Here is a 24755-nt window from a genome sequence, read left to right as displayed (position 1 = left end):
ATCACTCTCCCGCCGCCACCGGTGCGCGACGCTTGCGCAGGCCTGCAAACAGGCGATGGTTGCGCAGCAGGCCATAGCCGGCATAAGCCATCCCCGCCAGCACCAGCACCGCCAGCACCGCCAGCGCGGAGCGCAGGCCGGACGCCGATTCCTGCGCCACATGGAAAGGCCCGACCTTGGTCCAGGCAGGCGGGGCGGGCGCCGCTTCGGCGGGCGTCATCACGACCGATACCTTGTTGCGCCCCTCTTCGCCGCTCAAGCCCGGTATGCTAGACGAAACCAGGCGCCGTACACGCGGCGTAATCGCGTCTTCATCCAGCGGCGGGCGATAGCGGATGAATACCGCGGCGGATGACGGCTGGATCGCTTCGCCCGGGGCGATACGCTCCGGCAGCACCACGTGCACCCGCGCCGACAATACCCGGTCGAACAGCTGCAGGGTAGACTCCAGTTCCTCCGACAGGCCATGGATGTAGCGCACGCGCTCTTCCATCGGCGACGAGATCATGCCCTGCTTCTTGAAAACCTCGCCCAGGTTGGAACGGCTGCGGCGCGGCAGGCCTGCCGCCTGCATGGTGCTGGTGGCGCGCGACAGGTCGGCTTCCTTGACGGTCAGGCTGACGCCGGACTTGTCCTGGTGCTTTTCGACCTCGATGCCTTGCCCCGTGAGCGCGAGGACGATTTCATTGGCATCCGCGTCCTGCAGTGACGCCTGCAGGACCACCGCCTTGCCGCAACCAGCCAGTGCCAGTGCGCACAATGCCAGGGAGAATAGACGCTTGACCATGGCGCTTACTGCAGCTTGGTCAGCGAATCGATCGAGCTGCCGGCCCGCGATACCACCTTCGAGATGGTCTGGACCCGCAGCTGGTAATCGTTCAGGGCCAGCATCGCATGCATCAGGTGCAGCGAATCGCCGCTGGCTGTGGCGCGCTCCAGCATGCGCGACACGTATTGCTGGTGGCGGTTGACGTCGCCCGCCAGGCCAGCGGCCCGTTCGGCCATCACGGCCGCCAGGCTGTCCTTGCCGACAGGCGCCGGTGCCAGGTCCTGCTGGGCGCCGGAATGGAACTGCTGCTGTTGCACCTGCAGCTGTACCTTGAAACTCGCCGCGCCCTCGCCGGCTGCCGCGGGATCGTGAACCTGTGGCACGGGCTTGCCTGCCAGGCCGGATGCGGCGCCTTGCACCGCCATGCTGAGTCGAGTATCCACGCTGTCTCCAAAAAAAATTCAATCCACTGCGGATGGGTGGCAAGCGGAACGCGCGCGGTTCCCTCACAATTGCTCTTGCGGATCCAGGCAGAACACGCCACCGCAGCCATGGCTGTTGGCCGGGTCGCAGCCCGCGCCGCCGCAGCGCCGCTCGCAGGCCAGCCGCGAGCCGGGACGCACCGGCGGCAGCGTCGCGGCAGGTTTCGGCACCAGCCGGCGCAGCAAGGGATGGGCCTGGCCGCCGGCCATGGCAAGATGCCGCGCGCGATCTTCGCCGTCCGGCTCGAACGCATCGTCCGGCTCGGGCACCCGCGCAGGAAGTTGGGCCGCCGGCGCTCCGTCATCGCACATGGTATCGGCGGCCAGTGCGGTTGTCTCCGGCTTGTACAACAGGCAGCCGCCCGCCATCTGCGAGCGCGGCGGGCGTGGCCGCGGTGCTTTGGCGTGCTTGCCGTGCGTCGGTGGTGCCGGCTCCGTTTCCGCCGCCGGCTGGGGCGGCGACTGGCCCAGGGTCTCCTTGGCTTTAACCCGCATTGCGGTCTCCTTGCGCGGCCGCTTCGTCCGCACTCAACCCGAGCATGCCCGGCGGCGGATCGCCGTGCTCCTCCAGTTCCACCTCCCCGCCCTGCTGTCCCATGCGCTGCAACTCCAGGACCACGGCATAGACCTGGGCTACCGCCTCGTAGCTGGTGCGCGGCACGTCCATATCCGGCTTGCAGCCGGCATACAGGGTCCGTGCCAGCCACACGTGGCGGATGATCGGAATGCCGCGCAGGCGCGCGCGCGCCATCATGGCCTGCGCCGTCGCGTCGCGCCCCTTGGCCAGGACCTGCGGCACCATGCCCGCCTCCGGATCGTAGAACAGCGCCACCGCGAAGTGGCTCGGGTTGACCACCACGGCATTGGCGTCGTCGGTGCGTTCCACCGGCGCCTCGTTGGCCCACTGGCGCGCCAGTTGCTTGCGCTGGCCCTTCACCATCGGGTCGCCTTCCGATTCCTTGTATTCGCGCTTGATCTCTTCCATGTCCATCATCAGCTCTTTCTTGTGGAAGTACTTCTGCGTCGCGAAATCGATCGCCGCCAGTCCAAGGCAGATGATGACAACCGAATGGAAGATGGACTTCAATACTGCGATAAAGCCGAAATAGGCATCCTTCGGCTCCCCGGTGGAGAGCTGGACGATCGCCGGCAGCGCTCCGCGCGCCAGCACGTACACCGTCCAGCCGATCAAGGCAGCCTTGCCGACAGCGATCAGCAGTTCCACCAGCTTCTTCTTGGAAAACAGCTGCTTGAAGCCGTTGACGGGGTTCAGCTTGTCGAACTTGGGCGTCACCGCTTCCGGCGCGACCAGGACCCCGAACTGCCCCCAGTGCGCCGCAACGCCTACCACAATGCAGATCAGGAAGAAGCTGCAGAAGGTGACGATCAGCAGCGTGCCTGCAGCCTGCAGCATATTCCAAAGAGTAGCCTCGAAAGGACGGCCCACGCTGGCGATCCCCAGCTCGAACAGGCCATCCAATTGTTCGCGCCAAACAGGCTCCGTCGCGAAGGCCGCTTCGGCCACCGCGACCAACGTTGCCAGGCGGGCCAGGTCGCGGCTGGACGCGACCTGGCCCTTCTTTCGGGCATCGTCGATCTTCTTGTCTGTGGGCTCTTCGTTCTTTTCTTCGCTCATGCTGCACTCCTGTGCCGGGCGATCACGGCCCTTGCCGGGCGCCGAGCAGGCCGGCCGCCAGGTCCAACAGCTTGGAAAAGTCGCCCGCAACGTGGTGCGACAGGGTCGGCCAGTACAACAGCAGGATCACCACGCCGGTCAGGCTCTTGATCGGCGACGAAGCGAACGACACCTGCAGGTTGGGCGCAAACACGCCGATCAGCGCAAAGGCCAGTTCAATCAGGATCAATGGAATGATCACAGGAGCACCGTACACCACGATGTGCCAGAAAAGCTCGCCGAAACGCTTGACCAGCAGGTCCAGGTGCCCCGGTTCATAGGGTGGCGCCAGCGACCAGGCCGGCCAGGCGGCGTAGCTTTCCACCAGGATGCGCGCCAGGGCGACGAACAGGCCGGCCTGCACCATGACCAGGACCACCGCCTGCACCATCACGCCGCCGATGATGCTGGCATCCCGGTCGACGCCGGCGTTATTGGTCTGGATCTGGATCGGCGAACGCTGGCTGTCCAGGATGGATCCGACCGACTGCACCGCCCACAGCGGCATGGTGGTCAATACCCCCAGCAGCAAGCCGATGGCCGCTTCCTTGAAGATCAGCATGCCGCAGGTCAGCATATCGGGCCCGAAACGCTGCACCGCATAGTAGGTCGGCAGCGCGGCCGGCAGCGCGATCGCCATTGCGGCCATGTTCTTGGCCATGCCGGTCAGGACGTTCAGGCCGAATCCCGGCAATATCACCAGGCACACCAGCACCCGCGGCGTCACCAGTGCCAGCGCCACCAGGGCATTCTGTATATCCAGCAGCAACGACGCTTGCATCGGCTAGCGCCCCACGGCGGGCAGCATGGTGAACGCCAGGTCCGTCAGCTGGATCAGTTGCACGCCGATCCAGCGTCCCATGCTCGCCAGGGTGACAGCGACGGCCACCAGCTTGACCACATACGGCAAGGTCTGGTCCTGGATCTGCGTCACCGCCTGCACCAGCGATACGGTCACGCCGCACAGGGTTGCGATGATCAGTGGCGGCGCGGAGAGCATCACGGCCAGCCACAGGCCCTGCTGGAAAAAGTTCAGCGTATCTGCCATGGCAATCCTTTCAGGCGTAAGAGGCGGCCAGCGCATGCAGCAGCTTGCCCCAGCCGCCCACCAGCGTAAACAGCAGCAGCTTGAGCGGGATGGTGATGGTTTGCGGGCTGACCTGCTGCATGCCGAGCGCCATCAACAGATTCGACACCAGCAGGTCGATCACCACGAACGGGATGTAGATCAGGAAGCCGATCTCATAGCCGGCCTGCAGCTCGGATACGACGAACGCCGGAATCAGGACCAGCAAGTCGTTGTTGCGCGCCTGCTTCGCATAGTCCTCCGGCCATAGCTTCTTCGCCGATGCCAGGAACAGTTCACGCTGGTCCGGATTGCCATGCTTGATCATGAAAGCGCGTAGCGGCTCAAAGGCGTCGATCGCCTTGGCCAGGCCCGGCGGCGCCTGGACATTGGCGCTTGGCGGCGCCGGCTGCGCCATGCGCTGCCCGATCTGCTGGATCGTGGGCGCCATGATGAAGCCGGTCAGCACCAGCGCAATGCCGTAGATCGCCAGCGTGGGCGGCACCTGCTGCACGCCGATGGCGCTGCGCAACACCAGCATGACCATGGAGAGCTTCAGGAAGGACGTCGTCGTGACCACCAGCAGCGGGATCAGCGCCAGTCCCGCCAGCATCAGCGAGAATGAGACGACATCCGTCTGCCCGTTCATCATGCCGCGCTCCATGAAGTGATGCGCACGCCCAGCCGCCCGTCCACGTCCACCGCCTCGCCGCGCCCAAGGTGGCGGCCAGCGCACACGATGGCGATACTGTCGGCACTGCCCTGGGATAGCTGCAGCACGGCGCCGCTGGCCAGGGTGCGCAACTGTCCCAGGCTCAGCTGGAGCGTGCCCAGTTCAAAACTGAGGGCCAGCGGTAGCTGGTCCAGGGCGGCATCGTCCACGCCGCCCGCTTCGTCTTCGCTGTCGTAGTTCAATTGCGTCTCCATGGTAAGTATGGTGAGCAGGCCCGGTGCCGCATAGCGCACTTGCGCCAGCATGCCGCCAAGCGGCAGGCGGCCCAGGCCCTGCGTATCGAAACGGGTGCTGTCCGGCAGGATGATGTCGCCCGCGACCAGCTCTTGCAGCGCCGATGACGGCAGGAAGTGGCTGCCCAGCTTGACCGGCAGGGCAATGCGCAGCGCATGCAGCGCCTCCAACGCTTGCGTCCTGGGTTGCCATTCGTGGCGTTCCAGCAAGGCCAGCCAGGATTCGGGCGTGGCGCGGATCAGCGCGCCCGCCATATGCGCGCCATCGTCAAGGCGCAGGTGCATGGCGGCCAGCCCGGCCGCCACCGGCGGCGCAGTATCGCGCCGCAGGGTACGCATGCCGGCCAGCGGCGTGCCTGCCAGGCGGCCAAGCAACGCTCCATCCAGCCACTCGCGCTGCGCCGCCGGCGCATCCGCTGCCGCCATCGGATCGACGCCGGTCAGGCCGTGCAGCAGGGCCGCGCCATGCTCCAGGTAGAACGTTCCGTGCGGGCCTTCCAGGGCGATGCCCGGGATGCCGCTTTCCTGATGCGGATCGGCGCCATGCACGGCGGACTCCAGGTGCAACGACATGCCGGCATGGCTGCACCATAGGCCGCACGCCACGCGGCGGCTCAATGCCGCGCCGGCGGCGCCGATCGCATCTTTCTGCAATCGCATTGCCTTCGCGTGTGCGGCAGGCAGCCACTCCGTTTCAGCCATTTCGGCCCTCCGCTTAGAGTATGGTCAGGGTCACATCCTTTCCTATACGTCGCTCCAGGTGGGCGCTTAGTTCCTTCTGTTGGCCGCGCAAGCGTTCCGCGAGGCTTTTTCCGGCGGGTTTCAGGTGATAGCTGACAGCGGATGGACCGGCATCCACCGCCACTGCCATCATCTCGCCGCCTGGCAGCTGCACTTCAAAGATGCCACTGGCGTTCCCCGCCGGGAGCAGCAGGACGATGTCTTGCGCATCGAACGCCCCGGCACTTTCGGCCACCGCGCCGGGTCCCGCCGGCCCGGCATCGCCTCGCCCGTCGCCGGCACCGCTGCCACCGCCGCTGCTACCCTGCCCGTCCCCGCTCCCGCCTCGGCCGGCGCGGCAGGCTTCGCCGTCTTCGACCGGCTGCTCGCGGACAGGGCTCGGCGCGGCGCGAACCGTCCGTGGCGCCTCGGCCTGGGCCTGCGCGGCCGGCTTGCCGTGCACCCTAGCGGGCCTGGGCGCAGCCTGCGCCGGCGTTGCCGTCTGGGGCGCGGCTGCGGTGGCAAAACGCCATGCCGGCCGCTGCCCCGTACGGGCATGCGACTGGCCCGGCAACAGCTCGTCCAGCCAGCGCCCCGGCAGTGCGGGCGGCAAGCGGTTCATCCGCCCTCCTCGGCCAGCCGGCTTAATGCCATCAACTCATCGCGCATGATGCCGAGCTTCTCCTGCTGCCGCTGGGCGCGCCGCGCTTCGGCCCGCGCTTCAAAAAAGCGCACGCCTGCCCGGCGCGATTCCCGCACAGCCTCGTGGCAACGCAAGTTCAGGCTGGCCGCTTCTTCCTTCATGCGTGCATGGCGCGCCTTGGCAACGTGGAACTGGCCCGTGGTGATTGTCATCTGCAGGAACTGGGCGCGCGACTCCTGCCAGAACTGCGCGGCTTGCCGGACAGCTTCGCGCTTGCGCAATTTATAGTCGTGCAGTGCCTGGCGGCGGCGGCGCCAGTCCTCGCGGGCGCTGCTGCGCTCACGTTCGAGGCGCCCCAATCTTTGCTTGCGCACGTGCAGCAGCTGGTCCAGGCTGCGGTCCGACCGCTTGGGTTCAGCCACATCGACCACTTCCCGCTTGCCGCGCTTCATGCCTGCATCCCCATCAGCGTATCAAGCGTTTCCTGGAACGGCGTGCCGGTACCGCTGCCGGTGTACTGGCGCAGGAACTCAAGTTGCGCGGGGCGCAGCTGCATGGCGCGGTCGGCCACCGCGTCGGCGCCCGGCTGGTATTCGCCCAGGCGAATCAGCAGCTCCATCTCCTGGTAGCGCGACAGCAATTCACGGAACTGGCCGGCCGCTGCACGATGTTCGCGCGTGGTCACATTGCTCATCACGCGGCTGATGCTGGCCAATACGTCGATGGCCGGGTAATGGCCCTGCTCGGCCAGCTTGCGCGTCAGGAGGATGTGCCCGTCCAGCAGGGACTTGGCCTCGTCGCCGATCGGGTCGGAAGCAGATTCGCCGTCGACCAGGACGGTGTACATGGCGGTGATCGCGCCATCCGGCGTGCTGCCGGCGCGCTCGATCAGGCGCGGCAACATGGTGTAGACCGACGGGGTGAAACCGCCGCGCGCCGGCGGTTCGCCCGCCGCCAGGCCGATCTCCCGCTGGGCACGGGCAAAGCGGGTCAGCGAGTCGACCAGCAGCAGTACCTGCTTGCCGCGCGCACGGAATGCTTCGGCAATGGCGGTAGCGGTAAACGCGGCCCGCGCCCTTTCCATCGACGTGCGGTCGGAAGTGGCACAGACGATCACCGTCTTGCGCACCAGTTCTTCATCGAGCTCGTGCTCCAGGAATTCATTCAGTTCGCGGCCCCGTTCACCGATCAAGCCGAAGACGATGGCCTCGGCCTGGCAGCCGCGCGCAATGGCCGCCATCAGCGTGGTCTTGCCGCAACCGGGTCCGGCGAATACACCGATCCGTTGTCCAAGGCCCATGGTCAGCATGCCGTCGATGGCGCGCACGCCGGTAGGCAAGGGGGTGACGATACGCGGCCGTTCCACGGCCAGCGGGGCATCGCGGATCACCGGCACCGTGGCGCGCCACGTGCCAACCACGTCGCTGGCGGCCGGCGCGCGGAACATCGGGCGGCCAAAGCCATCGAGCACGCTGCCGAACAGGTGGTCGCCCACCTCGATGGTATGGGCGCGCCGCAGCGGCTCGATGACCGTGCTGCTGGAAACGCCCTCCAACGGACTGAGCGCCGACAGCACGGCGCAGCGTTCGGTAAAGCCAACCACTTCCGCCAGCATTGGGGCGCCGCCGCGCTGCTGGTCGTACAGGTGGCATAGCTCGCCGATCTGCACCGGCGGCATGTGCGCCTCGATCAAGGTACCCAGCACCTGCGCCACCTTGCCGCGGCTCGAGAAGCCAGGATGCGGCGGAAGCTGCGCGCTCCAGGCTGGAAGCGCTGCGCGCATTTCCCGCAGGCTTGCGGCCACTCCGTTCACCAACGCACCTCGATCGGCCCGCGCCCGGCAAAAGTAATGCGGTTGCCGTCAATGGCGGTCAAGCGCACGCCCTTGTATTCGTCGCCCGGGTAGAGGCGCTGGCCGTCGCTGGTCACGATGCTGGCCTGGTTTCCCGTCACCAGCTGCTGGATCTGGAACGGCAGCAAGGTATCTGCGCCACCCAGTTGCACGTCGATGGGAAACTTGATGTCGTTCGCTTTGACGAAATCAGCCAGGATCCGCCGGAAACGCAGGGTTTCCTCTTCGTCCAGCGCGCCCTTCATGCGCCATTCGCCTTCATCGAGCTGCAGGTCGAAGCGGCGCAGCATGTCCACGTCGGCCAGGCGTTTGCGGAAGGCCTGGGCCAGGGCCGCGGGCGTCGGCTTGGAGGCTGGCGGCACCACCGCCAGCGCGGCAGGTGCCGGCGGCATCACCGGCGTCGGAGCCGACCTGGCGCTGAAGGCCAACGAGGCGACGCCTGCCAGTACGGTGCCGGCGGCCACGGGCACCCACATGGCGCGGCTGCGCCGTTTCCCCGGTTTCCCAGGCGATGGCGGTGGAACCTGCGCCGCAGGCCGCGCATCCTGGCCTGCGCCTGCGCCAGCCCCGTGGCCGGCAACGGCAGGCGGCGGCGCCGGTGGCGGCTCACCCCACGACGCCGCCGCATCGGCAATGCCGACCCAGACCGCGCCGATACGCGCGCTGTCGCCAGGCGCCAGGAGATATTCCTCCAACTCAGCGTCCGAAGCTGCGCCGCGCACGCTTCCCTCCAGCGCCGCCAGCAGCCAGCGTTCGCCGTCATGGCGCAATGTGGCGTGCCGGTCCGCTACGCCGGGATCAAGCAACACCACATCCGCATCGTCGCTGGCCCCGATCACGTAGCGCTCACCGCCCAGCGGCAAGCTGGCGCCGCGATGCAGCCCGCTCAGGATCCGCAATTCCAGCCCGGATTGTTCGCCCATCTCTCCACCTCCACAGTTTCCGGCGCCCGGATCGCGCCGCAACAATGAGTGGCAAGCCAAGGCGGCCCGGTTCCGCCCTTCCGCCGGCTATGCTTCGATCATGCCGACCGGCTGGATCCTCAGGTGCTGGGTCAATTCTGAAAAGGCGAACACCGGCACCGAAAAGAACTCCTCTTCGATCAGCTTGCGCACCGAGCGGCGGATGTCCGCCGCCGTCACCAGAACCGGCGGCGCCACCGGAGAGCTCACGCTGTGCGACAGCTCGCCCAGGCGATCGAGGATCATCTGCTCGGTCTCGGGATCGATATCGAGATAGCTGCCCTGGCTGGTCTGGCGCATCGCGTTGCGCAGCAGGTCTTCGAGTTCCGGCGACAGCAGGATCACCTCGATCAAGCCGTTGCGCGCCACTTCAAAACACAGTTGCCGCTTCAGGGCCAGCCGCACATAATCCGCAATCACGTCCGGATCGCGCTCCTTGGGCGCCCAATCCAGCGTGGTTTCCAGCAGCAGCCGCGCATTGCGCAGGGATACGCCCTCGCGCGTCAGGCGCTGCACCACCTCCGTCAGGCGCGGCAAGGTCAGGGTCTTGTTGACCTCCTTGCCCAGCTCCGGATAGCGCCGCTCTGCCCAGCGTGTGAAGCGGATAACCTCGTTGACACCGACGAACATCTGGCAGTTGCGCAGCATTTCGACTTCGATATCGGCGCCGCAGACGGCCTCCCAGCGCTGGTACTGCACACCCGCCTCGGCCAGCGCCGCCTCGTCCTCGATGCGCACCCACGTCCGCCGCCGCCGCGAGCCTGCCACCTGGGCTTCGACGGCAGTGAAGCCCAGCTCCTGCAAGCGGCCTGCCGCCTCCTGGGTCGAGCCCCAACCGAGCCGGATCTCTTCGTCGATCAATGGCACCTCGGCCATCAGGAAATGTACCCGCCCATCGGGAATGGAATGGTGGTATTCGAATTCGATCGGCTTCAGGTCCGGGATGCCGCGCCGCTCCAGCATGCCATTGCGCATGACGCGTACCGCCACGCGGATGGCTTCCGCCTCCGGCGTATCGCGCATCGATTCCGGCATGCGCAGGATGAATGGCGTAGTGGCGGAAAAATTGGTCAGGTCGACGATGCTGGCGTTCTGCCGCTCCTTCTCTTGCGCCGCCCTTTCCTTTTCCGCGTCGGCCAGCGGCTTGAGCATGCCTATCACGCCAGCCCCTGCCAGGCCCAGTGCCAGCGTCAGGAACACCATGGTCGGCATGCCGGGAATGGCGCTGAACAACAGCATGATGGCCGCCGTGGTGAGCAGGGCCTTGGGCTCCTTGAACAGCTCACCCACGATGTCCTGCCCGATATTGCTCTCTTCACCCTCATCGCCATCGCCGCTCACGCGCGTGGTGATCATGCCCGCGCCAAGGGAAATAAGCAGCGCCGGGATCTGCGCGATCAGGGCATCGCCGATGGTCAGGATGGAATACAGCTGCATCGCCTGCGAAGCTTCCATGCCGCGCTGTACGATGCCGATCGAGATGCCGCCCACCAGGTTGATCGCCACGATGCAGATGCCGGCAATCGCATCGCCTTTGACGAATTTCATGGCGCCGTCCATCGCGCCGTGCAGCTGGCTCTCCTGTCCCAGCTTGGCGCGTTTCTCCTTGGCCTCTTCCGCCGTCAGGATGCCGGCCCGCAGGTCGCTGTCGATCGACATCTGCTTGCCGGGCATCGCATCGAGCGAGAAACGGGCCGATACTTCAGACACCCGCTCCGAGCCCTTGGTGATGACGATGAACTGCACCACCGTCAGGATCAGGAAGATCACCAGGCCCACCACCAGGTTGCCGCCCACCACGAAATTACCGAAGGTCTCGACGATATGTCCCGCGTCGGCCTCCAGCAAAATCAGGCGCGTGGTCGATACCGAAATCGCCAGCCGGAACAAGGTGGTCAGCAGCAGCACTGCCGGGAAGGTGGAAAATGCCGTGGGTCCCGGCATGTACATGGCGACGATCACGATCAGCGCCGAAGCGCCCAGGCTGCAGGCGATCAGGATGTCCAGCAGCCATACCGGCATCGGCAAGGCCAGCATGAAGACGATGCCGATCACCAGGCCGGCCGCGAGCAGCTCGGCGCGCTTGGCCACCTTGGCGGCGATCCCGTTCAGGAATAAGACGAAGGCCATCGATTGCATGCTGTGCTTTCCTTAAGCGGGCTGGCGCCGGGAGATCAGCTCCAGGCAGGGTTGCGCGCCGAAGGCGTGGCGCAGTGCGTCCAGGTCGGCGGGCATGCCCAGTTCCGTCGCCGCGTAGCCGGCCAGCAGCAACAGGTTCCTGTCGCCCGGCCAGAGTTGCAGGCAGGCGCTGGCCAGCGCGTGGGCTTCCTCATGCTGCAGCGCGCCGATATGACCCCAAACCAGGCCGATCGCCGCGCTCAGCTCCTCCGCCATCCCCGCCTTAGTGCTGCGCTGTCTCATCCTGGCCTCCTTCCGCCGTTTGCAATGCGCGATCCGGTTCGGCGTCGCTGCGCCGCATCTGCTGCCAGCGCAACCGCAGCTGCACTGCCGTTTCCACTACCTGCACTGCGCGCAAGGCCGGCCCCCGCTCTTCCAGGGGGTGCTTGAGCGCCTGGTCGATCAGCATCTTTTGCAGGCCGCGCAGCGAAGGCAAGGGATTGCCGCGCCAGACCGGATTGTCGAAACTGAGCTCCGGCCCGACGGCATCGGCCAGCATCGCCAGCTTCGGATCAGCGCTGATGACCGGCGGCGGCAGCGACAAGGCTTCTTCGGCCGGCAGCAGCAAGGGGCGCGACTTGACCGTATGCAGCGAGGGCGCCAGGCTGTGGATCTCGCCGGCATCGGCCAGCCCGTGCAAGCCGATGCTTGCCGCATCGTTAAGGCGTGTGTTGATCACCGTAGCAACTCCTCGGCCGCCAGCCATTCGTTGTCGTCCAGGCCGTTCGCCTCGCTGTCGGCGCAACGGCGTACCAGGTACCAGCTGCCATCGTTGAAAAGCGCCGGCAGCCACGCGCCCAAACGCCGCAGGTCAGCGCCGCGGCGGCGCAGCAAGGTTTCCGCCCGCAGCGCTTGCCCGCCTCCCGTACCGGCACCAAGCGCCAGCAGCACGCCGCGTTCCAGCGGATAGATGAACAATCGCGTGCCGCCGGCCAGCACCGCCGTGGCCACGGCATCGTGCAGGCGGGCCTGCGCCAGTAGCTGCGTGTACAGCTCGTTCATCTCCTGTTTCATTGCCGGCCCCTCAGCACCGCGCGTTCGTCCCTGGCCCGCGCTGCGATACTGTCGCGCCATTCCTGTTCGCGGCGTTCGTCCTTGCTGGGCAACAGGGGGAGTTCGGCGTGCGCGGCCTGGGCCTGGCGCTGCAGTTCGTCCAGCAGCTCGCGCCGGGTCGCCAGCTTGTCGGCCGGCCACAGAGTGGCGGGCAAGGCTTCCATGGCGTTGCGCAGCAGCGTCCACGCCTTGCAGCGGGCGGCAGCGCGCAGCGGCTTCACGTCCCCCAGCTGCGCCATCAGCGCGGCGGCCTTGGCCTTGCCCCAGCCGGTTTCCGCCGCCGTCAACAGCTGCACCGCCAGTTCCGGCACGTCCGCCTGCGCCACCAGCGCCGCCTGGTCGGCCAGGTCGCGCCGCAGCGTTTCCGCGATATCGAATACCGACCTGACGACGGTGAAGGCCTTGGCATCCGACATCGTCAGCCAATAGCGCCCCATCCTGCGTTCAGGGTCCCGCCGCAAATCCGCTCCCATGCCTCCCTCCCCTTAAAGTCCGGCCATCATGCGCGAACGCAGGCTTTCCATCGCCGAGACGCAATGCTCCGCGCCGAAATTGCGTATCAAGGCCTTGAGCATGGTCAGTGGCGTCAACGGCACGTCCACGCGGCCCTTGGCTTTGCCGCCGATCAGGAAGCGCAATTCGCGCGTCGTCGGCAGCGCGTCGTCCGCCATCGATTCCATGGCGCCATGCAGTTCTTCGGTTTCCTGCAGCGTGTGGCGCAGGTCGCCCGAACTGCGCTGCATCATGTCGCTCATCATCTCGTTGAGCGCACCTTTCAGCGCCCGCTTCTTGTAGGCGCTCATGCCGTCCAACTGGTCCGCTTCGCGCAGTGCCTCCAGCAAGGCGTTGTAGCTCTGGACCATGTCGAAGCGCTCGGCAAGCATCGCTTCGGCTGCGGCCCGGCCCTGCTGGCTGCTGTCTTCGCGCAGCATCTCCAATGCGCGCTGCACGGGATGCCATTCATCGTGTCCTTCTTCCAGATGCCCGGGCTTGCCCACGTGCGCGGCCTTGCTGGCGTGTTGGCTGCGCGACTTGTCGCGCAGCGACCCGCGTGGCGCCGTCCTGACCGTCACCGGCACCCGGCGCTGTTCCAGCGTCTTGTTCAGGAACGCCAGTTCCTCCTTGACGCCGGCCTCGACATCGACCGTTTGGCGCGACTTCAGGTCGACCATCACGTGTGCCAGCCGCAAGTCATGGGCGGAAGCGGCTTCCGGCTTCGCAAGCCGTGCCTGCAATTCCAGCGCAACGGGGCTTGGCGGGGAGTTATATACGTTCTTCATGCGGGATCTGTGGCCGCGACGGCCGGCGCGGTTCCGCAAAAAGACGGCAACTCCCGCCGGCTTTTCTCAACTTTTTTCAAAGTCTCATCAATGTTCACGGAAGCGCATCAGAGCGCAAATCGGCTGCTATCTTTCACCCTACACAAGCCGGGGCGCCGATTCCATAAAGCGCCCTGCCCGACGATACCATCCTGCCCAGTGGGAGAATCTCATGTACCAAACCATGCTCGCTGCCACCGATATCCATAGCACCGGCCACGCCATACCGGTTCCTGTCCTGGCCAGTGCCAATGTCTACAACCCGGCACCTGCGCCAGCCACGGCGCCCGGCGGCATCGACCTGGTGCAGCTGTACGAAAAGCACCGCACCCACCTGCTGCGGTTTGTGCAGCGTTACCTGGGCAACCCGGGCGACGCGGAAGACGTGGTGCAGAACACCTTCGTGGAAGCGTTGCGCTGCGCGGACCAGTTCTCCGGCCTGTCCAAGCCTTCCACCTGGCTGTTTGGCATTGCCCTGAATCTCGCGCGCAACCAGGTGCGCCGCAATTGCGCCGACCGTTACGAAGAGACCGACGATGGCTTCCTGGAACAGATCGTCGACACGCATGCCGATCCGGCCATGTTGTGCGAGTTGCGCCAGATGGCGGGACTGGTGGACAAGCTGCTGGAAGAATTGCCGCAAGCGATCCGCAGCACCTTCGAGGCGGTGCTGGACGGGGAAATGAGTTATGAGGAAGCGGCCCGCGAACTGGAGATTCCGATCGGCACCGTACGGTCGCGCGTGGCCCGGGTACGTGCCGCGGCACGCCGCCAATGCGGACGCGAATGAGGGTTCAGCAGGCCGGCGGCTGGTCCAGCGTCAAGCTGGCATGCCAGGCCTGGGCCATGTCGGCAGTTTCCAGTATGGCGTCCATCACGCTGCGCTCGTCGCCAAGGCGGGCCAGCGCAACCCTCCGCACCGCGATATGGCAGCCCTCGTCGGCATGCCACATGCAATCCAGCCCGTCGAAGCGGGCGTTCCGACCTTGCGGCGCATAGCCGTCCTGGTCCAGCGCCGGCAAGCGCGCCGAGATGGAGAGCCAGGCTCCCCCTGCAGCGGAATCCACCGCAGTACGCGTCACCACAAACCCGAATTGCAGCTCCAGGACGGGCGGCGACGCGGCATTCTGGCCGCATAATGCGCACAGCTCCGCCAGCAGCGCATTGGCTGCCTGGCTGGAACCATCGAATTCCCTGCTTTCTGCTTGTTCGGCTTGCACTGCGAGTGCCCCATGTCGTCGCGCACGCGGCCCGGATGCCGCCCTGGGCCCGACGCTGGCCCATGGCCGGCATATTCTAGCAGGCTAAATTGTTACAGCATGCACAGTGTGCGCCAGATAGGAAGCCGGTACGCCAGTATCGCCGCCACCGTGTGCGGCAGCCCCTCGCGCAGCTGGTGCAAGGCGGCTTCGGCAGGACTGCCGGGAATGCAGGTGGCAAAGTGGCCCTGCAGCAGGGATGCCACCCGGCGGCTGACGTCATGTGCGTCAGGCTTGGCATCCGGCGCCGCTTGTGCCATGCATTGGTAGACCAGGCGCTGTGCCAGGCCCGAATGCAGTCCGCCGCCCAACCGGGGCGAGGCAAGCGCCTGGTAATGGTCGCCGAGGGTGGATTGGGCTGCGATGGCGCGGTTCAGGCGCATCGCCGGCGCCGGGTCGACCGCCTCGCTGCCAAGGAAGAAGAATGCTATCTTGTCGGCGGCGGCCAGGCGTGCCGCCAGGCGCGCGATCGCCTGCAGGCTTACGCACCGCAGGCGGGCCAGCTCCGCGAGGGTTTTCGGCCCCGTTGCCAATGCGTCGAGGATCTCGCGCAATGCGACGCTGTCGTCGTCGGCCGCGGGATCGGGCGCCGGGACGGTTTCCACCACCGAGGTCAGTACCATTCCAAGCCTGGCAAGCCAGCCGGCGCGGCGCTCCTCCCCCATGCTGCGGGCGCCACGCACGTAGACGTCTTCTCGGAAACTGGTATTGAGCAGGTAGTCGCGCATCGTTTCGCGCCAGCGCGGCTCGGCAATGCCTGCCAGCAGCGCCTGCTGCTGCGCCGTCAGGTAATCGCCCTCGAAGGCAAGCGGCAGATCCGCCGAACCGACGAAGTCGAGTCCTGCGGCAGCCAGGTTGCCTGCCACATCGGCGTGGTAAAGCGGTTCCCAGCCGCTATTCAAGTATTCGTGCGCCAGGTAGCCGGCCTTGTCCCGCGCCAGGGACGCCATGCGGTAATCCAGTTGCTTGCTGCCGTCGAAGAAGGCGGCGCCGGCCTCCGACAGCTTGCGCGCCAGTTCGCGCGCCTGCTCCAGTTGCGCTACCCGCGGCACGGGATTGCAGTTCGCATGTTCGAGCAACAGGCGTTGCAAGGGCAAGGTGCGGGTCCAGCCCGGCAAAGCGTTGTAGTTGACATAGACGATGCCGCCGGGCTTCAGGTAGCGGCCGATGAACTCCACCAGGTACTGGCGATTGGCTGGAGTGATCCAGCTGTAAATGCCGTACATGGTGATGTAGTCGAGCGGCGGCAGGTCGACCTTGCCGGCGGCCAGGTCAGCGAAACTGGATTCGAGCACCGTCATGTTTTCCAGCTGCGCCTCGTCCGCCAGCTGGCGGGCTGCCGCCACGTGGGCGGGATTGAAATCGTTGGAATAGAAGCGGCCGTGCGGATGACTGGCGGCCAGGATGTTCGAGGTCAGGCCCATGCCTGCGCCCAGCTCGAAATAGGTGAAGGGGCGGTCCGTCGGAACCGGTTCGACCCCGTTCAGGATGCAGGCGATACTGAGGTGGCAGGGACTTTGCTCGGCAAAGTATGCCGCCGGATAGTCCAGGTCCGCCACATAGCCGTCGTTCCAATCCATTGTCACGCTCCTTGGTTGCTGATCACCGCATGGCCGGAGTCGAGCAGCAAACCGGCCAGGCGCGCGACTTCAAGCATGTTCTTGCCACGCATCTCGGGCAGGCTTGCCAGTGCAGCGATAGGCTGCGGCCCGACGGCCAACGCGTCCAGCATGGACGCGAAAAGCGCTTCATCGCGTCCTTCAGCCCGAGCTTCGGCCAGGGACAGGGACAGGGGGCATTTGCCCAGCCAATCCGCCTGGCGCATGGGATGCATGCGGCGGGCGCCCCTGATATAGACGTCGCGCCGGAATGCGGTATCGAGCAATATGTCGCGCACCATCTCGCGCAAGATCGGGACGGTCTGCGCATCCAGCAGTGCGCGCTGCGCCGCGGAAAGGTAGCGGCCAGGATCGCTCCACCAAAGATCGGCCGATGCCACATACTCCAACTTGGCATCGGCCAGGGCGCGTGCCACGTCGGCGTGATACAGGGCCTCCCAGCCGCGCCGGGTGAATTCATGACATGCCGGCGCGAAAGCGTCCAGGCGGCTGCGCATGGCAGGGGCGTCGTTGTCCGCGAAATAGGCCGCACCGACGCCCCGCAATTGCTCGACCTGGGCGGCGGCATGCAGCCCGCCCTGCTCGCGCACCAGGCGCTGCAAAGGCAGGATGCTGCTGCAGCCCGGCAAAGCGTCGTAGCCGATGTAGGCCACGCCGCCCGGCTTAAGGCAAGCATTGATAAGCTCAATGACTTGCTGCCGCTGATTCCGATCCAGCCAGCTATAAGCGCCGCGCAGCACGATGAAGTCCATCGGCGGCAAGGCAGCGCCCAGCGGCATGCCTGCATCGGCCGCATGAAAACTTCCCCGCGGATGGCCGCCGGCGACGCGAGCCTGCGCGGATTCGCCGCCGCAGCCCAGCACCAGGTAATTGAACGCCCGGTCAAGCGGCACAGGCTCCATGCCGGCCAGCACGCAGGCGAAGTTCAAGTGCTCCGGCCCCGGCTCCCACCACAGCTTGTCCATGTCGGCTTCTCCTGGCGTTCAGGCTTTGCGGGACAGGCGCCGGATGCGGTGCCAGTTGAAGCCATCGTCGAGCGTGGCGCAGTCCTGCTCGCGCGTGGGCCGTTGCCGGTGCATATTCGCGTTGGCGGTCATGTCGAACTCCTCTTTGGCGTGATAAGGAATCAGGTGGCGAAATAGCGATCCCTGTCGGCGTTGCGATAGTCTTTCATGCTCAGGCGGCCGTCATGCTCGCCGTTGGTGGCCGACTCCAGTTCCTTGAACAGGGCGTAGTTATCGGCCGCCATGCGCTGCGCCGCCTGACGCACCTCTTCCGGCACCTGGATGGTATTGCCATCCTTGTCCGTGCAGTAGCCGGTAGTCGCCATCTGGCGGACCTGGTCGACATTCAGGAAGCGAATACCGTGCTGCGCCTGGAATTCCTGCATGGTGCGGGTTGCCGCCGTTGCCGAAGTCCGGTCGCCACCGCCCGGCCATGTTTCATCCGGATTCCTGATGTAGCGATAGTCCGGCTGGTGGCCGCTGCGGCCCTGGATAGTGCCGTCCTTCACCGCCTCGGTGTAGTCGCCTTGGCTCAACTTCCCGTCGTGTTCACCGTTGGTGGCCGACTCCAGCTGCTTGAACAACTCGAAGTTGTTGGCCGCCATGCGCTGGGCTGCCAGGCGCACGTCGTCCGGAACCGGGCGGGTCCTTCCGAACTTGTCCGTGTAATAGCCGGTTTCGGCCATCTGCTGCACCTGATTGACGTCCAGCAGGTGGATATCATTATTCTTCTGGAAGTCCCTGATCGTCCTGGCCGCATCGGCGCGCGACGGCAGCCCTTCAACGCTGTCCTCCGGCTCCAGCTCGAAACTGACATCACGCATAGAGCCGCGGCCCTTGCTGATCGATCCATCCTGGACCGCTTCGCTGAAGTCGCCGATACTCAGCGAGCCGTCATGCTTGCCGTTGGTGGCGCTTTCCAGCTTCTTGAACAGCTCGAAGTTATTGGCCGCCATGGCGCGGGCCGCATCCTGCACTTCTTCCGGCACCTGGATGAATTTGCCGTTCTTGTCCTTGCAATAGCCCGTTTCGGCCATCTGCTGCAGCTGGTCGATCGACAGGTGGCTGATGCCATGCTCTTTCTGGAAATCGTTGATGGTCTTGGCCGCGCCATATTCGCTTGGGCGGTTCGACGAGATATTGCCGTTCATGATCGCGTTCATGAAGTCCAGCAGCGAAATGCCGCGCATCGTTGGCTCATAGCCGGAACCGCCATTGGCCGAAATGGTGCCGTCCTTCACCGCATAGCGATAGTCTTCCTGGCTCAGCTTCCCGTCATGCTCGCCGTTCTTGGCCGATTCCAGCTTCCGGTACAGCTCACCGCCGTTGGCCATCATCTTCTGGGCCGCCAGTCGCACGTCGTCGTCCACCAGGCGGGTCTTGCCGTTCTTGTCGGTGAAATAGCCCGTTTCAGCCATCTGCTTCACCTGGTCGGGCGACAGGTAGCGGATGCCGTTGTCCCGCTGGAAGGAGTTGATGGTCTTGGCTGCGCTCGATTCCGATGGCAGCTGGTTGCCGCCATCACCGGCAAGCAGCATGTTTCTGGCGGCGTTCTTCAGCCAGGGCGGCAGGCCCAGTTCGTCGAGCACGTCGGCCAACGGGTCGGACGAGCCCTGGTTGCGCTGCGAAGGGGCAAACAGGATATCGCTCGATTCCGCGCCAAGCGGCGAGCCCCCGTTAAACGACGGGCGCAAATAGCCCGGCGTGTCGTTGTCAAAGGTGGTGGTGATCGTCGTCGTGGTAGTGGTAATCGTGGCAGACATGCTGTTTCCTTAGTCGTGTGAGTAAATGCGCGTCTACACTGCCGCCTGCGAAATTTCTTCCGCTTTCTTGATCAACTTCGTGAACACTGCCACGTTGTTGACGTCGCTCCTTGCGGCAGCGACTTCTTCCAGCTGGCGGACGTACTTCGCTTCGTTGGCACGCGCTGCCCGTATGCTTGAGTCGGACATATGACGCTCCTATTGCTGGTCGTTGATCGTCTTGGCCATCGCATTGAAGACCTTCAGCTTGGCCAGCGAGGTGCCCTGCTGCGAAACCCACAGTTGAAACTCCATGGCTTCGGCGGCCCCCATCTGCGCTGCCTGGCCGAGCGGCATGGATTTGGTTTTCTCCATGGCCTGGCCCGGCCGAGCCTGCGATGGCGCGAACATGCTGTTCTGGTAACTGCTCATACTGTTCTCCTTTGACCGATGCAACAGAGGTGGAGCCGGATGGCCCCACCTCTTCCGGCTTAGATCAACGACAGGGCGTTGTCCTGGCCGGCCTTGGCCAGCTTCAGTTTGGCCGCGTTGGCATTCACCGCCTCTTTTGCAGCTGCGGTAGCTTCCTGGTCAGCGATAGCGCCGCCAGCGCCGATCCACGATCCGATCCCGGTCAGTCCAGACATAATTACCTCCTTGGTTGTGGTTGAAGTTGCCGCCTTACGCATTGCGTTGCGACGGTAGCGATATGTGGAGGCCGGTGCGCCGGCAGTTCCATGCATCGGATTGGATTTTTGCTTTGCCTCCCGCGTGGAACCGTTTGCCATGAAGCCGCTACCTATCGGTGCGTTATGTAATGGAACATGCGCAGGAAAACCTCAACCATCCAAGGAGCAGATATGGGCATTCAATTTTCACCGGTAGGCGGCTTCAACTTTTCCTCGCAGGTCAGCGACCTGTTCAAGGACAGCCTGAAATTCAAATCCAATGAAGACTTGATCAATATGCTGGGCAAGGACAACCTGAGTCCCGCGGCGCGCGACGCCATCAGCCACGAACTGGAATCGCGCTTCAAGGCCAATCAGGCCGAAAAGAGCGGCGGTGGCGGCGGGGACGATGAGGACGATCTGCAAAAGCTGCTGAAGAAACTGCAGGACGGCACCATTTCGGCGGACGAGATGAAGAAGCTGGCCGGCATGCTGGGCGTGAGCGTGGCCACGCTGGAGAAGATCAAGGACAAGGGTCGGGAGGAAACCGGAGCGGACATCACCAGCGGTTGAACAAGCTTCAACTGGCGCTTGCGGCCTGTGCGGCCGCAAGCCCTTCACTTAGATGATGTCGTCGGCCGGGTTGGACGGCTTCTGTTCCGAGCCGCCGCCCAGGACCTTGGCAGCGGTGTTGATCACTTCAGGCAGGACGGCGCGACCGATAGCGGCGAGAATTGGCAGCATTTCTGACTCCTTTCAAGGTTGATATGGTGTGGGGCATCAGCGCCCCAAGCTGAGTGGCAACGAAGAGCGCATGCGTTCCATCGCAGCGCAACACCGGTGCGGAACCAGCGCCGCCAGAGCAGCCACCTATCGGCAGGCCTGGTGCCGGGCGCAATTGCGCGGTCCCTGTCAGCGCTTGCCGGCGTTCCCACTTGAGACGAGCTTATGGACTACGCAGAACAACAATCACAGGCAGCTTCTCCTTCGCCGCTGGCCCACGCCGGCCAGTTGGCCTTCTGGCTGGACATGAATCCGGACATGCCGATCAGCGCAACGCCCTTGGCCAAGCCGGCACCGACTGCCCTGCCCGGCCTGGGCGAGCCTGGACGCCATGTTGCGGACGCCCTCGCCGAAGGCTATTTCCAGGCTGGTCCCATCATCCCGCGCAGCCATGCCGGCAAACTCGCCCAGGTGATCGGCGGGCTGGTGCAGCGTGGCATTCCTCCGGTTTTCTGCATGGTGTACGACGCGTTCTGGCAAATGTTCGCGCCGCTCGACCCCGTCCTGCGCCAGCTGCTGGGCGAGCGCTACCAGATGATGCCCACCGATATCTGGGCCTGGCACGTGGCGCCGCAGGAAAATGCCACCGGCTGGGGCCCGCACCGCGACCTGCATCACCCGCAGGCCGTCGGCGCGGATGGCCGTCCGCGGATACTCAATATCTGGCTGCCGCTGACTGACGTCAGTCCCCTCAACGCCTGCATGTACGTACTGCCGCAGAACCTGGACCGAAGCCTGGGACCGGAAGGCGAACAGATAGAACTGGAACTGGGCGACTGGCAAAACGTCCGTGCGCTGCCGGTGCCCGCCGGTGCGCCCTTGGGCTGGAACACGCATGTGCTGCACTGGAGCGGCCGCAGCAGCGCACGGGCCAGGCAGCCGCGCATCAGCGTCGGCATCTATTTTCACAACCGCGATTGCGACCTGCACGAGATCAATCCCGACACCGCCCGCACCGGCTTTTCTTCACTCGATTTCGGGCCCGGATTGCAACTGCCGTTCGAAGCCAGGCTGCAGGCGATTGCCGGCGCAATCTATATGTACAACCGCCGCATCCCCGGTGATTTCCCGGAAACCTGGGAGCACATCTTCCAGTTCGCACGACAGTACCGGCGCAACTGATCGCAACTGAGCGCAACTGAGCGCAACTGCGCTTAGCGCCGGTATTTTTTCAGTAGCGTGTTGAGGCGCGCCCGCCCGTGGGAACCGTACCAGTTCCAGATCGCTTCGGAAGCTTCGCGGTTATTCTCGTAATAAGCGCGGTTCATTGCCAGCCATGAGTTAATGACGAGTATCGGCCTACGCAGGCGGATGAATTCCTTGCCGTAGCGCGCAGCCACAGGCGCGTCCATGTCTTCCGGCGTCGACAGCGAAATGGCAAAGCCGTCGATGCGGCCCAGCTTGAGCTTCTCGAAATTGAGGTCGGGATTGGTGGCGCCGGCATCGACTTCGACGCCCGCGCTTTGCAGGTATTTGATGTGCGGCGCACCTTGCGAAACGCCGATGGTGCGCCCGCGCATGGTGAGCGCCGGATCGGCATCGAGCGGCAGGTAATCGCGCGCGCGCACAAAAACCACGACATACAGCGGCATGGCGCGCGCCGCATCGAGCTTGCCTTGCTTGTCGCGCGGATAGATGACGTTGGGAAGTTCGCCTACCACCTGGGGATCGAACAAGGACATGGCATCGATCGTCCCCTCGTCCAGGCTTTTGTGCAGCCGCGCCGGCGGCATGCGCACCATCCGCACCCGGCAACCGGCGCCGGCCGCCGCATCGCGCGCCAATTCCGCCAGCGCCCCGGGCGGCTCGGGTGCTTCCGGCCCCGAACCGTTGTAATACGGAGGCACCGCCTTGTCCGTATAGCCGTAGCGAAGCGGCTGACAAGCGCCCTCCGCCTGACCTATGAGCAGGAAACTTGTCAGAATGGATAATAACGGCCACGCGCGCATCGGACATTGGGAAGGGTTGAACCCTGCCAGTATAGCGTTCACCCCATCCTAAAGCGCATCCGCAGCACGCTGTGGAATCAACTAGCGGTTTTCGGGCGAGTAGTGGCTATGCTGTCCGAAATGGTCGAGAGTCTTGTCCCACGCCGTATCGGCGGCGGCGCGCAACTGGTCGCGGCCCTTGGCTTGCGGGAACGACTCGATGAAGCGATCGTAGTCGGCGACGAAGTTGCGCGGATCGCCGCCCGGCATTCCCATTCTCAGGTCGAGGCTGCGGTCCAGCTGCTTGCCGACCCACAGCGCCTCGTGCATTGAGTGGCCGCCATCGTAATTCAGGAACATCATGGTGCCCAGCAAGGCGTCCTTCGGATCGACCTGTCCGCCCCGGTCCAGGATATCGCCCACCATGTGCATGACGATGTTCGTCGAACCGGATACGCCGCTGACGAACGACACGCCATGCTCGAGCGCTGTGTGCAGTTCGGGGCTGGCCTGCTCCAGGTTGGGCCGGTTGCGGTCTCCCGGATGCATGGCCGCTTCCCTGCCGCCAACGATGTCGGGTTGGTGGTGCATGGTGATGCCGGACTTCGGCGCCATGCGGTTGGAATTGGGCGCCGCCTCCGTCAGCCGCGCGGCCGCATGGCCCACCACATCGGCGTAGTTCCGGTTCGCCCTCCCCATCCATGGCGCACCGCCATGGGCCTGCATGCACAGCGACATCTTGACCGTCACGTAGGGAACCGCGATGCAATCGAAGCCGTTGTCCATGGGTGCGCGCAGCAGCCGCTTCAGCGCGCCAAGGGCCTGCTCTGGGCGCGCGTTGAAGAAGGACTCCAGCTCGGGCGAATTGGCTTGCCAGCCACGCCGCTCGTGCCGCATCATGCCTTGCACCTGGAGCGCCACTTCCTGCTGCGCTTGCCTCGGCAAGGTCTTCAACGTCAAGTCCAGGTGCAAGGCCAGCGCGCTCATGCCTTGTTTGACGTTCGCCGGCGGGTCGCGAACCAGTTCGGCGATCAGCACCGATTCCATGGCGCGTCCATAGATATTGTCGTGCAGGCGCGTCTCATAGCCGTCCGCCGACGCGGGAATGTCGTGGCGCAGGCGCTTCACCAGTTTGCCGAGGCCCTCCAATCCCGCCTGCCGGCAATCCGAATCCACCTGGCGCAACCAATCGCGGGTCTCGTCGGGGCTTAACTTATGCTGCATGACGCGGTCCATCGTTTCATATCCCAGCTCGTTCAGGAACTGGCGATGTTCGGGCCGGGCATCATGCCGCATATCCCGTATCGCGTAGCCAAGATGGGTCATGCATTCCATCGGCATGCGCTTGGCCTCGCGCGGGGCACGGGACGGCCCCAGGTCCCGGGTCTCCTGGGCATGCACCAATTCGCCAACGTCCCTGGTGATGTCGCCCAGTACGCCCGCGGTCATCCGGCTGCGCGGATCGCCCAGCCAATCGCAGATCTCGTGGATACGCTGCGCTGCGGGCGTTCCGTGCAAGTCGTAGCGCCGCACGGTGTTCTGCAGCATGTTCACCGCCGCCTGCTTGCCCATCATCTCCCCATACCGGGCGTCTGCCGGCGAAAGCGTGCCGGTATCGAGCGTGAGCTTGATCTTCGGATCGGGCGATCCGCCGGTATTTCGCAGCCGGGGATCGTGGGCGCGCGACTCATGCCCCAGCACCAGGACGTTGCCGACCAGGTCGACGTTTTGCCTGGTATCCCATTTCACCATGTCCAGGATGGTGGTATGGCGGCCCACCGATTGCGACGGCGGCCGCTCCGTTTGCGAAGCGGAGCCCTGCCATTGCGACTGCAGCGGATGTACCGTCCCTGCCCGCGGCGCCGCCAAGCGCACGGAGGGTTGCGGGTTGCCTTGCTGCGGCGCGCGTGCCGGCGAGGGAGCCGGATGGCTGGCGCTCGCGGTTGGCGGCAAGACTGGCAAGAAACTGTAGCCGGCTCGATTGAGCATTGCATCTCCATTTACGCTGATCGGTCACCATTGCGGACCTTACTTTGTGGTATGAGCCTGTCCTTTGGTTCGCGCCGT

General features: G+C 65.1%; 31 protein-coding genes. 3 read left to right on the top strand and 28 right to left on the bottom strand.

Annotation, left to right across the window (positions count from 1 at the left end; genetic code table 11):
• Nucleotide 1: 1 nt before the first annotated feature.
• The 18 genes from sctJ to BM269_RS11675 all read right to left on the bottom strand — a co-directional run bounded on the left by sctJ (nt 2) and on the right by BM269_RS11675 (nt 13646).
• Nucleotides 2-787, bottom strand: coding sequence for a type III secretion system inner membrane ring lipoprotein SctJ (sctJ, locus tag BM269_RS11760; protein WP_090437194.1), 786 nt, complete (start codon nt 785-787; stop codon nt 2-4).
• Nucleotides 788-792: 5 nt separating this feature from the next.
• Entirely contained in the window at nt 793-1212 is a 420-nt protein-coding gene (locus BM269_RS11755; RefSeq protein ID WP_229204603.1) for an EscI/YscI/HrpB family type III secretion system inner rod protein, read from the bottom strand.
• Between the two features lie 63 nt (nt 1213-1275).
• Nucleotides 1276-1746 carry a hypothetical protein gene (locus BM269_RS11750; RefSeq protein ID WP_090437192.1) on the bottom strand — a complete coding sequence of 157 codons (471 nt, stop codon included), beginning with the start codon at nt 1744-1746 and terminating at the stop codon, nt 1276-1278.
• On the bottom strand, nt 1736-2887 hold the full coding sequence (sctU, locus tag BM269_RS11745; RefSeq protein WP_090437191.1) for a type III secretion system export apparatus subunit SctU: 1152 nt from the start codon (nt 2885-2887) through the stop codon (nt 1736-1738). The genes BM269_RS11750 and sctU overlap by 11 nt, the downstream gene beginning before the upstream one ends.
• Nucleotides 2888-2909: 22 nt before the next feature.
• Nucleotides 2910-3707, bottom strand: a complete 798-nt coding sequence (sctT, locus tag BM269_RS11740) for a type III secretion system export apparatus subunit SctT (protein WP_090437190.1) — start codon at nt 3705-3707, stop codon at nt 2910-2912.
• 3 nt (nt 3708-3710) lie between these two features.
• Complete coding sequence (sctS, locus tag BM269_RS11735; RefSeq protein ID WP_090437189.1) at nt 3711-3974, bottom strand: type III secretion system export apparatus subunit SctS; 264 nt, start codon at nt 3972-3974, stop codon at nt 3711-3713.
• 10 nt (nt 3975-3984) lie between these two features.
• Nucleotides 3985-4644, bottom strand: a complete 660-nt coding sequence (gene sctR, locus BM269_RS11730) for a type III secretion system export apparatus subunit SctR (RefSeq protein WP_090437188.1) — start codon at nt 4642-4644, stop codon at nt 3985-3987.
• Nucleotides 4641-5660: a type III secretion system cytoplasmic ring protein SctQ gene (gene sctQ / locus BM269_RS11725; protein ID WP_090437187.1), complete on the bottom strand. Its 1020-nt coding sequence runs from the start codon at nt 5658-5660 to the stop codon at nt 4641-4643. The genes sctR and sctQ overlap by 4 nt, the downstream gene beginning before the upstream one ends.
• 13 nt (nt 5661-5673) lie before the next feature.
• Nucleotides 5674-6300, bottom strand: a complete 627-nt coding sequence (locus BM269_RS11720) for a hypothetical protein (protein ID WP_090437186.1) — start codon at nt 6298-6300, stop codon at nt 5674-5676.
• On the bottom strand, nt 6297-6773 hold the full coding sequence (locus BM269_RS11715) for a hypothetical protein (RefSeq protein WP_090437185.1): 477 nt from the start codon (nt 6771-6773) through the stop codon (nt 6297-6299). The genes BM269_RS11720 and BM269_RS11715 overlap by 4 nt, the downstream gene beginning before the upstream one ends.
• Complete coding sequence (locus BM269_RS11710; protein ID WP_090437184.1) at nt 6770-8104, bottom strand: FliI/YscN family ATPase; 1335 nt, start codon at nt 8102-8104, stop codon at nt 6770-6772. The genes BM269_RS11715 and BM269_RS11710 overlap by 4 nt, the downstream gene beginning before the upstream one ends.
• 26 nt (nt 8105-8130) lie before the next feature.
• On the bottom strand, nt 8131-9096 hold the full coding sequence (locus BM269_RS11705; protein ID WP_090437183.1) for an FHA domain-containing protein: 966 nt from the start codon (nt 9094-9096) through the stop codon (nt 8131-8133).
• Nucleotides 9097-9183: 87 nt separating this feature from the next.
• Nucleotides 9184-11274 carry a type III secretion system export apparatus subunit SctV gene (gene sctV / locus BM269_RS11700; protein WP_090437182.1) on the bottom strand — a complete coding sequence of 697 codons (2091 nt, stop codon included), beginning with the start codon at nt 11272-11274 and terminating at the stop codon, nt 9184-9186.
• Nucleotides 11275-11286: 12 nt separating this feature from the next.
• On the bottom strand, nt 11287-11556 hold the full coding sequence (locus tag BM269_RS11695; protein WP_139232718.1) for a hypothetical protein: 270 nt from the start codon (nt 11554-11556) through the stop codon (nt 11287-11289).
• On the bottom strand, nt 11537-11992 hold the full coding sequence (locus BM269_RS11690; protein WP_090437180.1) for a hypothetical protein: 456 nt from the start codon (nt 11990-11992) through the stop codon (nt 11537-11539). Before BM269_RS11690 ends, BM269_RS11695 begins: the two co-directional genes overlap by 20 nt.
• Nucleotides 11989-12327 (bottom strand): hypothetical protein, encoded by a 339-nt coding sequence (locus BM269_RS11685; protein ID WP_139232717.1) that lies wholly within the window; start codon nt 12325-12327, stop codon nt 11989-11991. The genes BM269_RS11690 and BM269_RS11685 overlap by 4 nt, the downstream gene beginning before the upstream one ends.
• Entirely contained in the window at nt 12324-12839 is a 516-nt protein-coding gene (locus BM269_RS11680; RefSeq protein ID WP_170860352.1) for a hypothetical protein, read from the bottom strand. The genes BM269_RS11685 and BM269_RS11680 overlap by 4 nt, the downstream gene beginning before the upstream one ends.
• A 12-nt stretch (nt 12840-12851) precedes the next feature.
• The gene (locus BM269_RS11675; protein WP_090437177.1) at nt 12852-13646 is read right to left on the bottom strand and encodes a hypothetical protein; all 795 of its coding nucleotides are present in this window, start codon (nt 13644-13646) and stop codon (nt 12852-12854) included.
• Between the two features lie 211 nt (nt 13647-13857).
• Here BM269_RS11675 and BM269_RS11670 point away from each other — a divergent pair, with 211 nt between their 5' ends.
• Entirely contained in the window at nt 13858-14475 is a 618-nt protein-coding gene (locus BM269_RS11670) for an RNA polymerase sigma factor (RefSeq protein WP_229204602.1), read from the top strand.
• A 4-nt stretch (nt 14476-14479) separates the two neighbouring features.
• Here BM269_RS11670 and BM269_RS11665 read toward each other — a convergent pair whose 3' ends face one another.
• The 7 genes from BM269_RS11665 to BM269_RS29440 form a co-directional block, all read right to left on the bottom strand.
• The gene (locus tag BM269_RS11665) at nt 14480-14905 is read right to left on the bottom strand and encodes a hypothetical protein (RefSeq protein WP_090437176.1); all 426 of its coding nucleotides are present in this window, start codon (nt 14903-14905) and stop codon (nt 14480-14482) included.
• A gap of 92 nt (nt 14906-14997) precedes the next feature.
• Entirely contained in the window at nt 14998-16524 is a 1527-nt protein-coding gene (locus BM269_RS11660; RefSeq protein WP_090437175.1) for a class I SAM-dependent methyltransferase, read from the bottom strand.
• 2 nt (nt 16525-16526) lie between these two features.
• On the bottom strand, nt 16527-17528 hold the full coding sequence (locus BM269_RS11655; protein WP_090437174.1) for a class I SAM-dependent methyltransferase: 1002 nt from the start codon (nt 17526-17528) through the stop codon (nt 16527-16529).
• A 161-nt stretch (nt 17529-17689) separates the two neighbouring features.
• Nucleotides 17690-19330, bottom strand: a complete 1641-nt coding sequence (locus BM269_RS11650) for a hypothetical protein (protein ID WP_090437173.1) — start codon at nt 19328-19330, stop codon at nt 17690-17692.
• 33 nt (nt 19331-19363) lie between these two features.
• Complete coding sequence (locus tag BM269_RS29445) at nt 19364-19519, bottom strand: hypothetical protein (RefSeq protein ID WP_170860351.1); 156 nt, start codon at nt 19517-19519, stop codon at nt 19364-19366.
• Between the two features lie 9 nt (nt 19520-19528).
• Nucleotides 19529-19741, bottom strand: a complete 213-nt coding sequence (locus BM269_RS11645; protein ID WP_055927531.1) for a hypothetical protein — start codon at nt 19739-19741, stop codon at nt 19529-19531.
• Between the two features lie 59 nt (nt 19742-19800).
• Nucleotides 19801-19956, bottom strand: coding sequence for a hypothetical protein (locus tag BM269_RS29440; protein WP_170860350.1), 156 nt, complete (start codon nt 19954-19956; stop codon nt 19801-19803).
• Nucleotides 19957-20169: 213 nt separating this feature from the next.
• Here BM269_RS29440 and BM269_RS11640 point away from each other — a divergent pair, with 213 nt between their 5' ends.
• Complete coding sequence (locus BM269_RS11640) at nt 20170-20550, top strand: hypothetical protein (RefSeq protein WP_229204601.1); 381 nt, start codon at nt 20170-20172, stop codon at nt 20548-20550.
• 48 nt (nt 20551-20598) lie between these two features.
• Here BM269_RS11640 and BM269_RS29975 read toward each other — a convergent pair whose 3' ends face one another.
• The gene (locus BM269_RS29975) at nt 20599-20721 is read right to left on the bottom strand and encodes a hypothetical protein (RefSeq protein ID WP_255357542.1); all 123 of its coding nucleotides are present in this window, start codon (nt 20719-20721) and stop codon (nt 20599-20601) included.
• Between the two features lie 204 nt (nt 20722-20925).
• Here BM269_RS29975 and BM269_RS11635 point away from each other — a divergent pair, with 204 nt between their 5' ends.
• Entirely contained in the window at nt 20926-21882 is a 957-nt protein-coding gene (locus BM269_RS11635; RefSeq protein WP_090437172.1) for a phytanoyl-CoA dioxygenase family protein, read from the top strand.
• Nucleotides 21883-21914: 32 nt separating this feature from the next.
• On the opposite strand, the gene BM269_RS11630 is transcribed toward BM269_RS11635, so the two are convergent.
• Both BM269_RS11630 and BM269_RS11625 read right to left on the bottom strand, forming a co-directional pair.
• Nucleotides 21915-22607, bottom strand: coding sequence for a type 2 periplasmic-binding domain-containing protein (locus tag BM269_RS11630; protein WP_139232716.1), 693 nt, complete (start codon nt 22605-22607; stop codon nt 21915-21917).
• Between the two features lie 183 nt (nt 22608-22790).
• A complete protein-coding gene (locus BM269_RS11625; protein ID WP_090437170.1) occupies nt 22791-24677 on the bottom strand; it encodes a hypothetical protein in 1887 nt (628 codons plus the stop codon).
• Nucleotides 24678-24755: the final 78 nt, after the last annotated feature.

This window comes from Duganella sp. CF458, assembly GCF_900113115.1.
Lineage (GTDB): Bacteria > Pseudomonadota > Gammaproteobacteria > Burkholderiales > Burkholderiaceae_D > Rugamonas.
The sequence above is the reverse complement of the archived record's forward strand: the minus strand, read 5'-3'. Positions and strand labels throughout refer to the sequence as shown.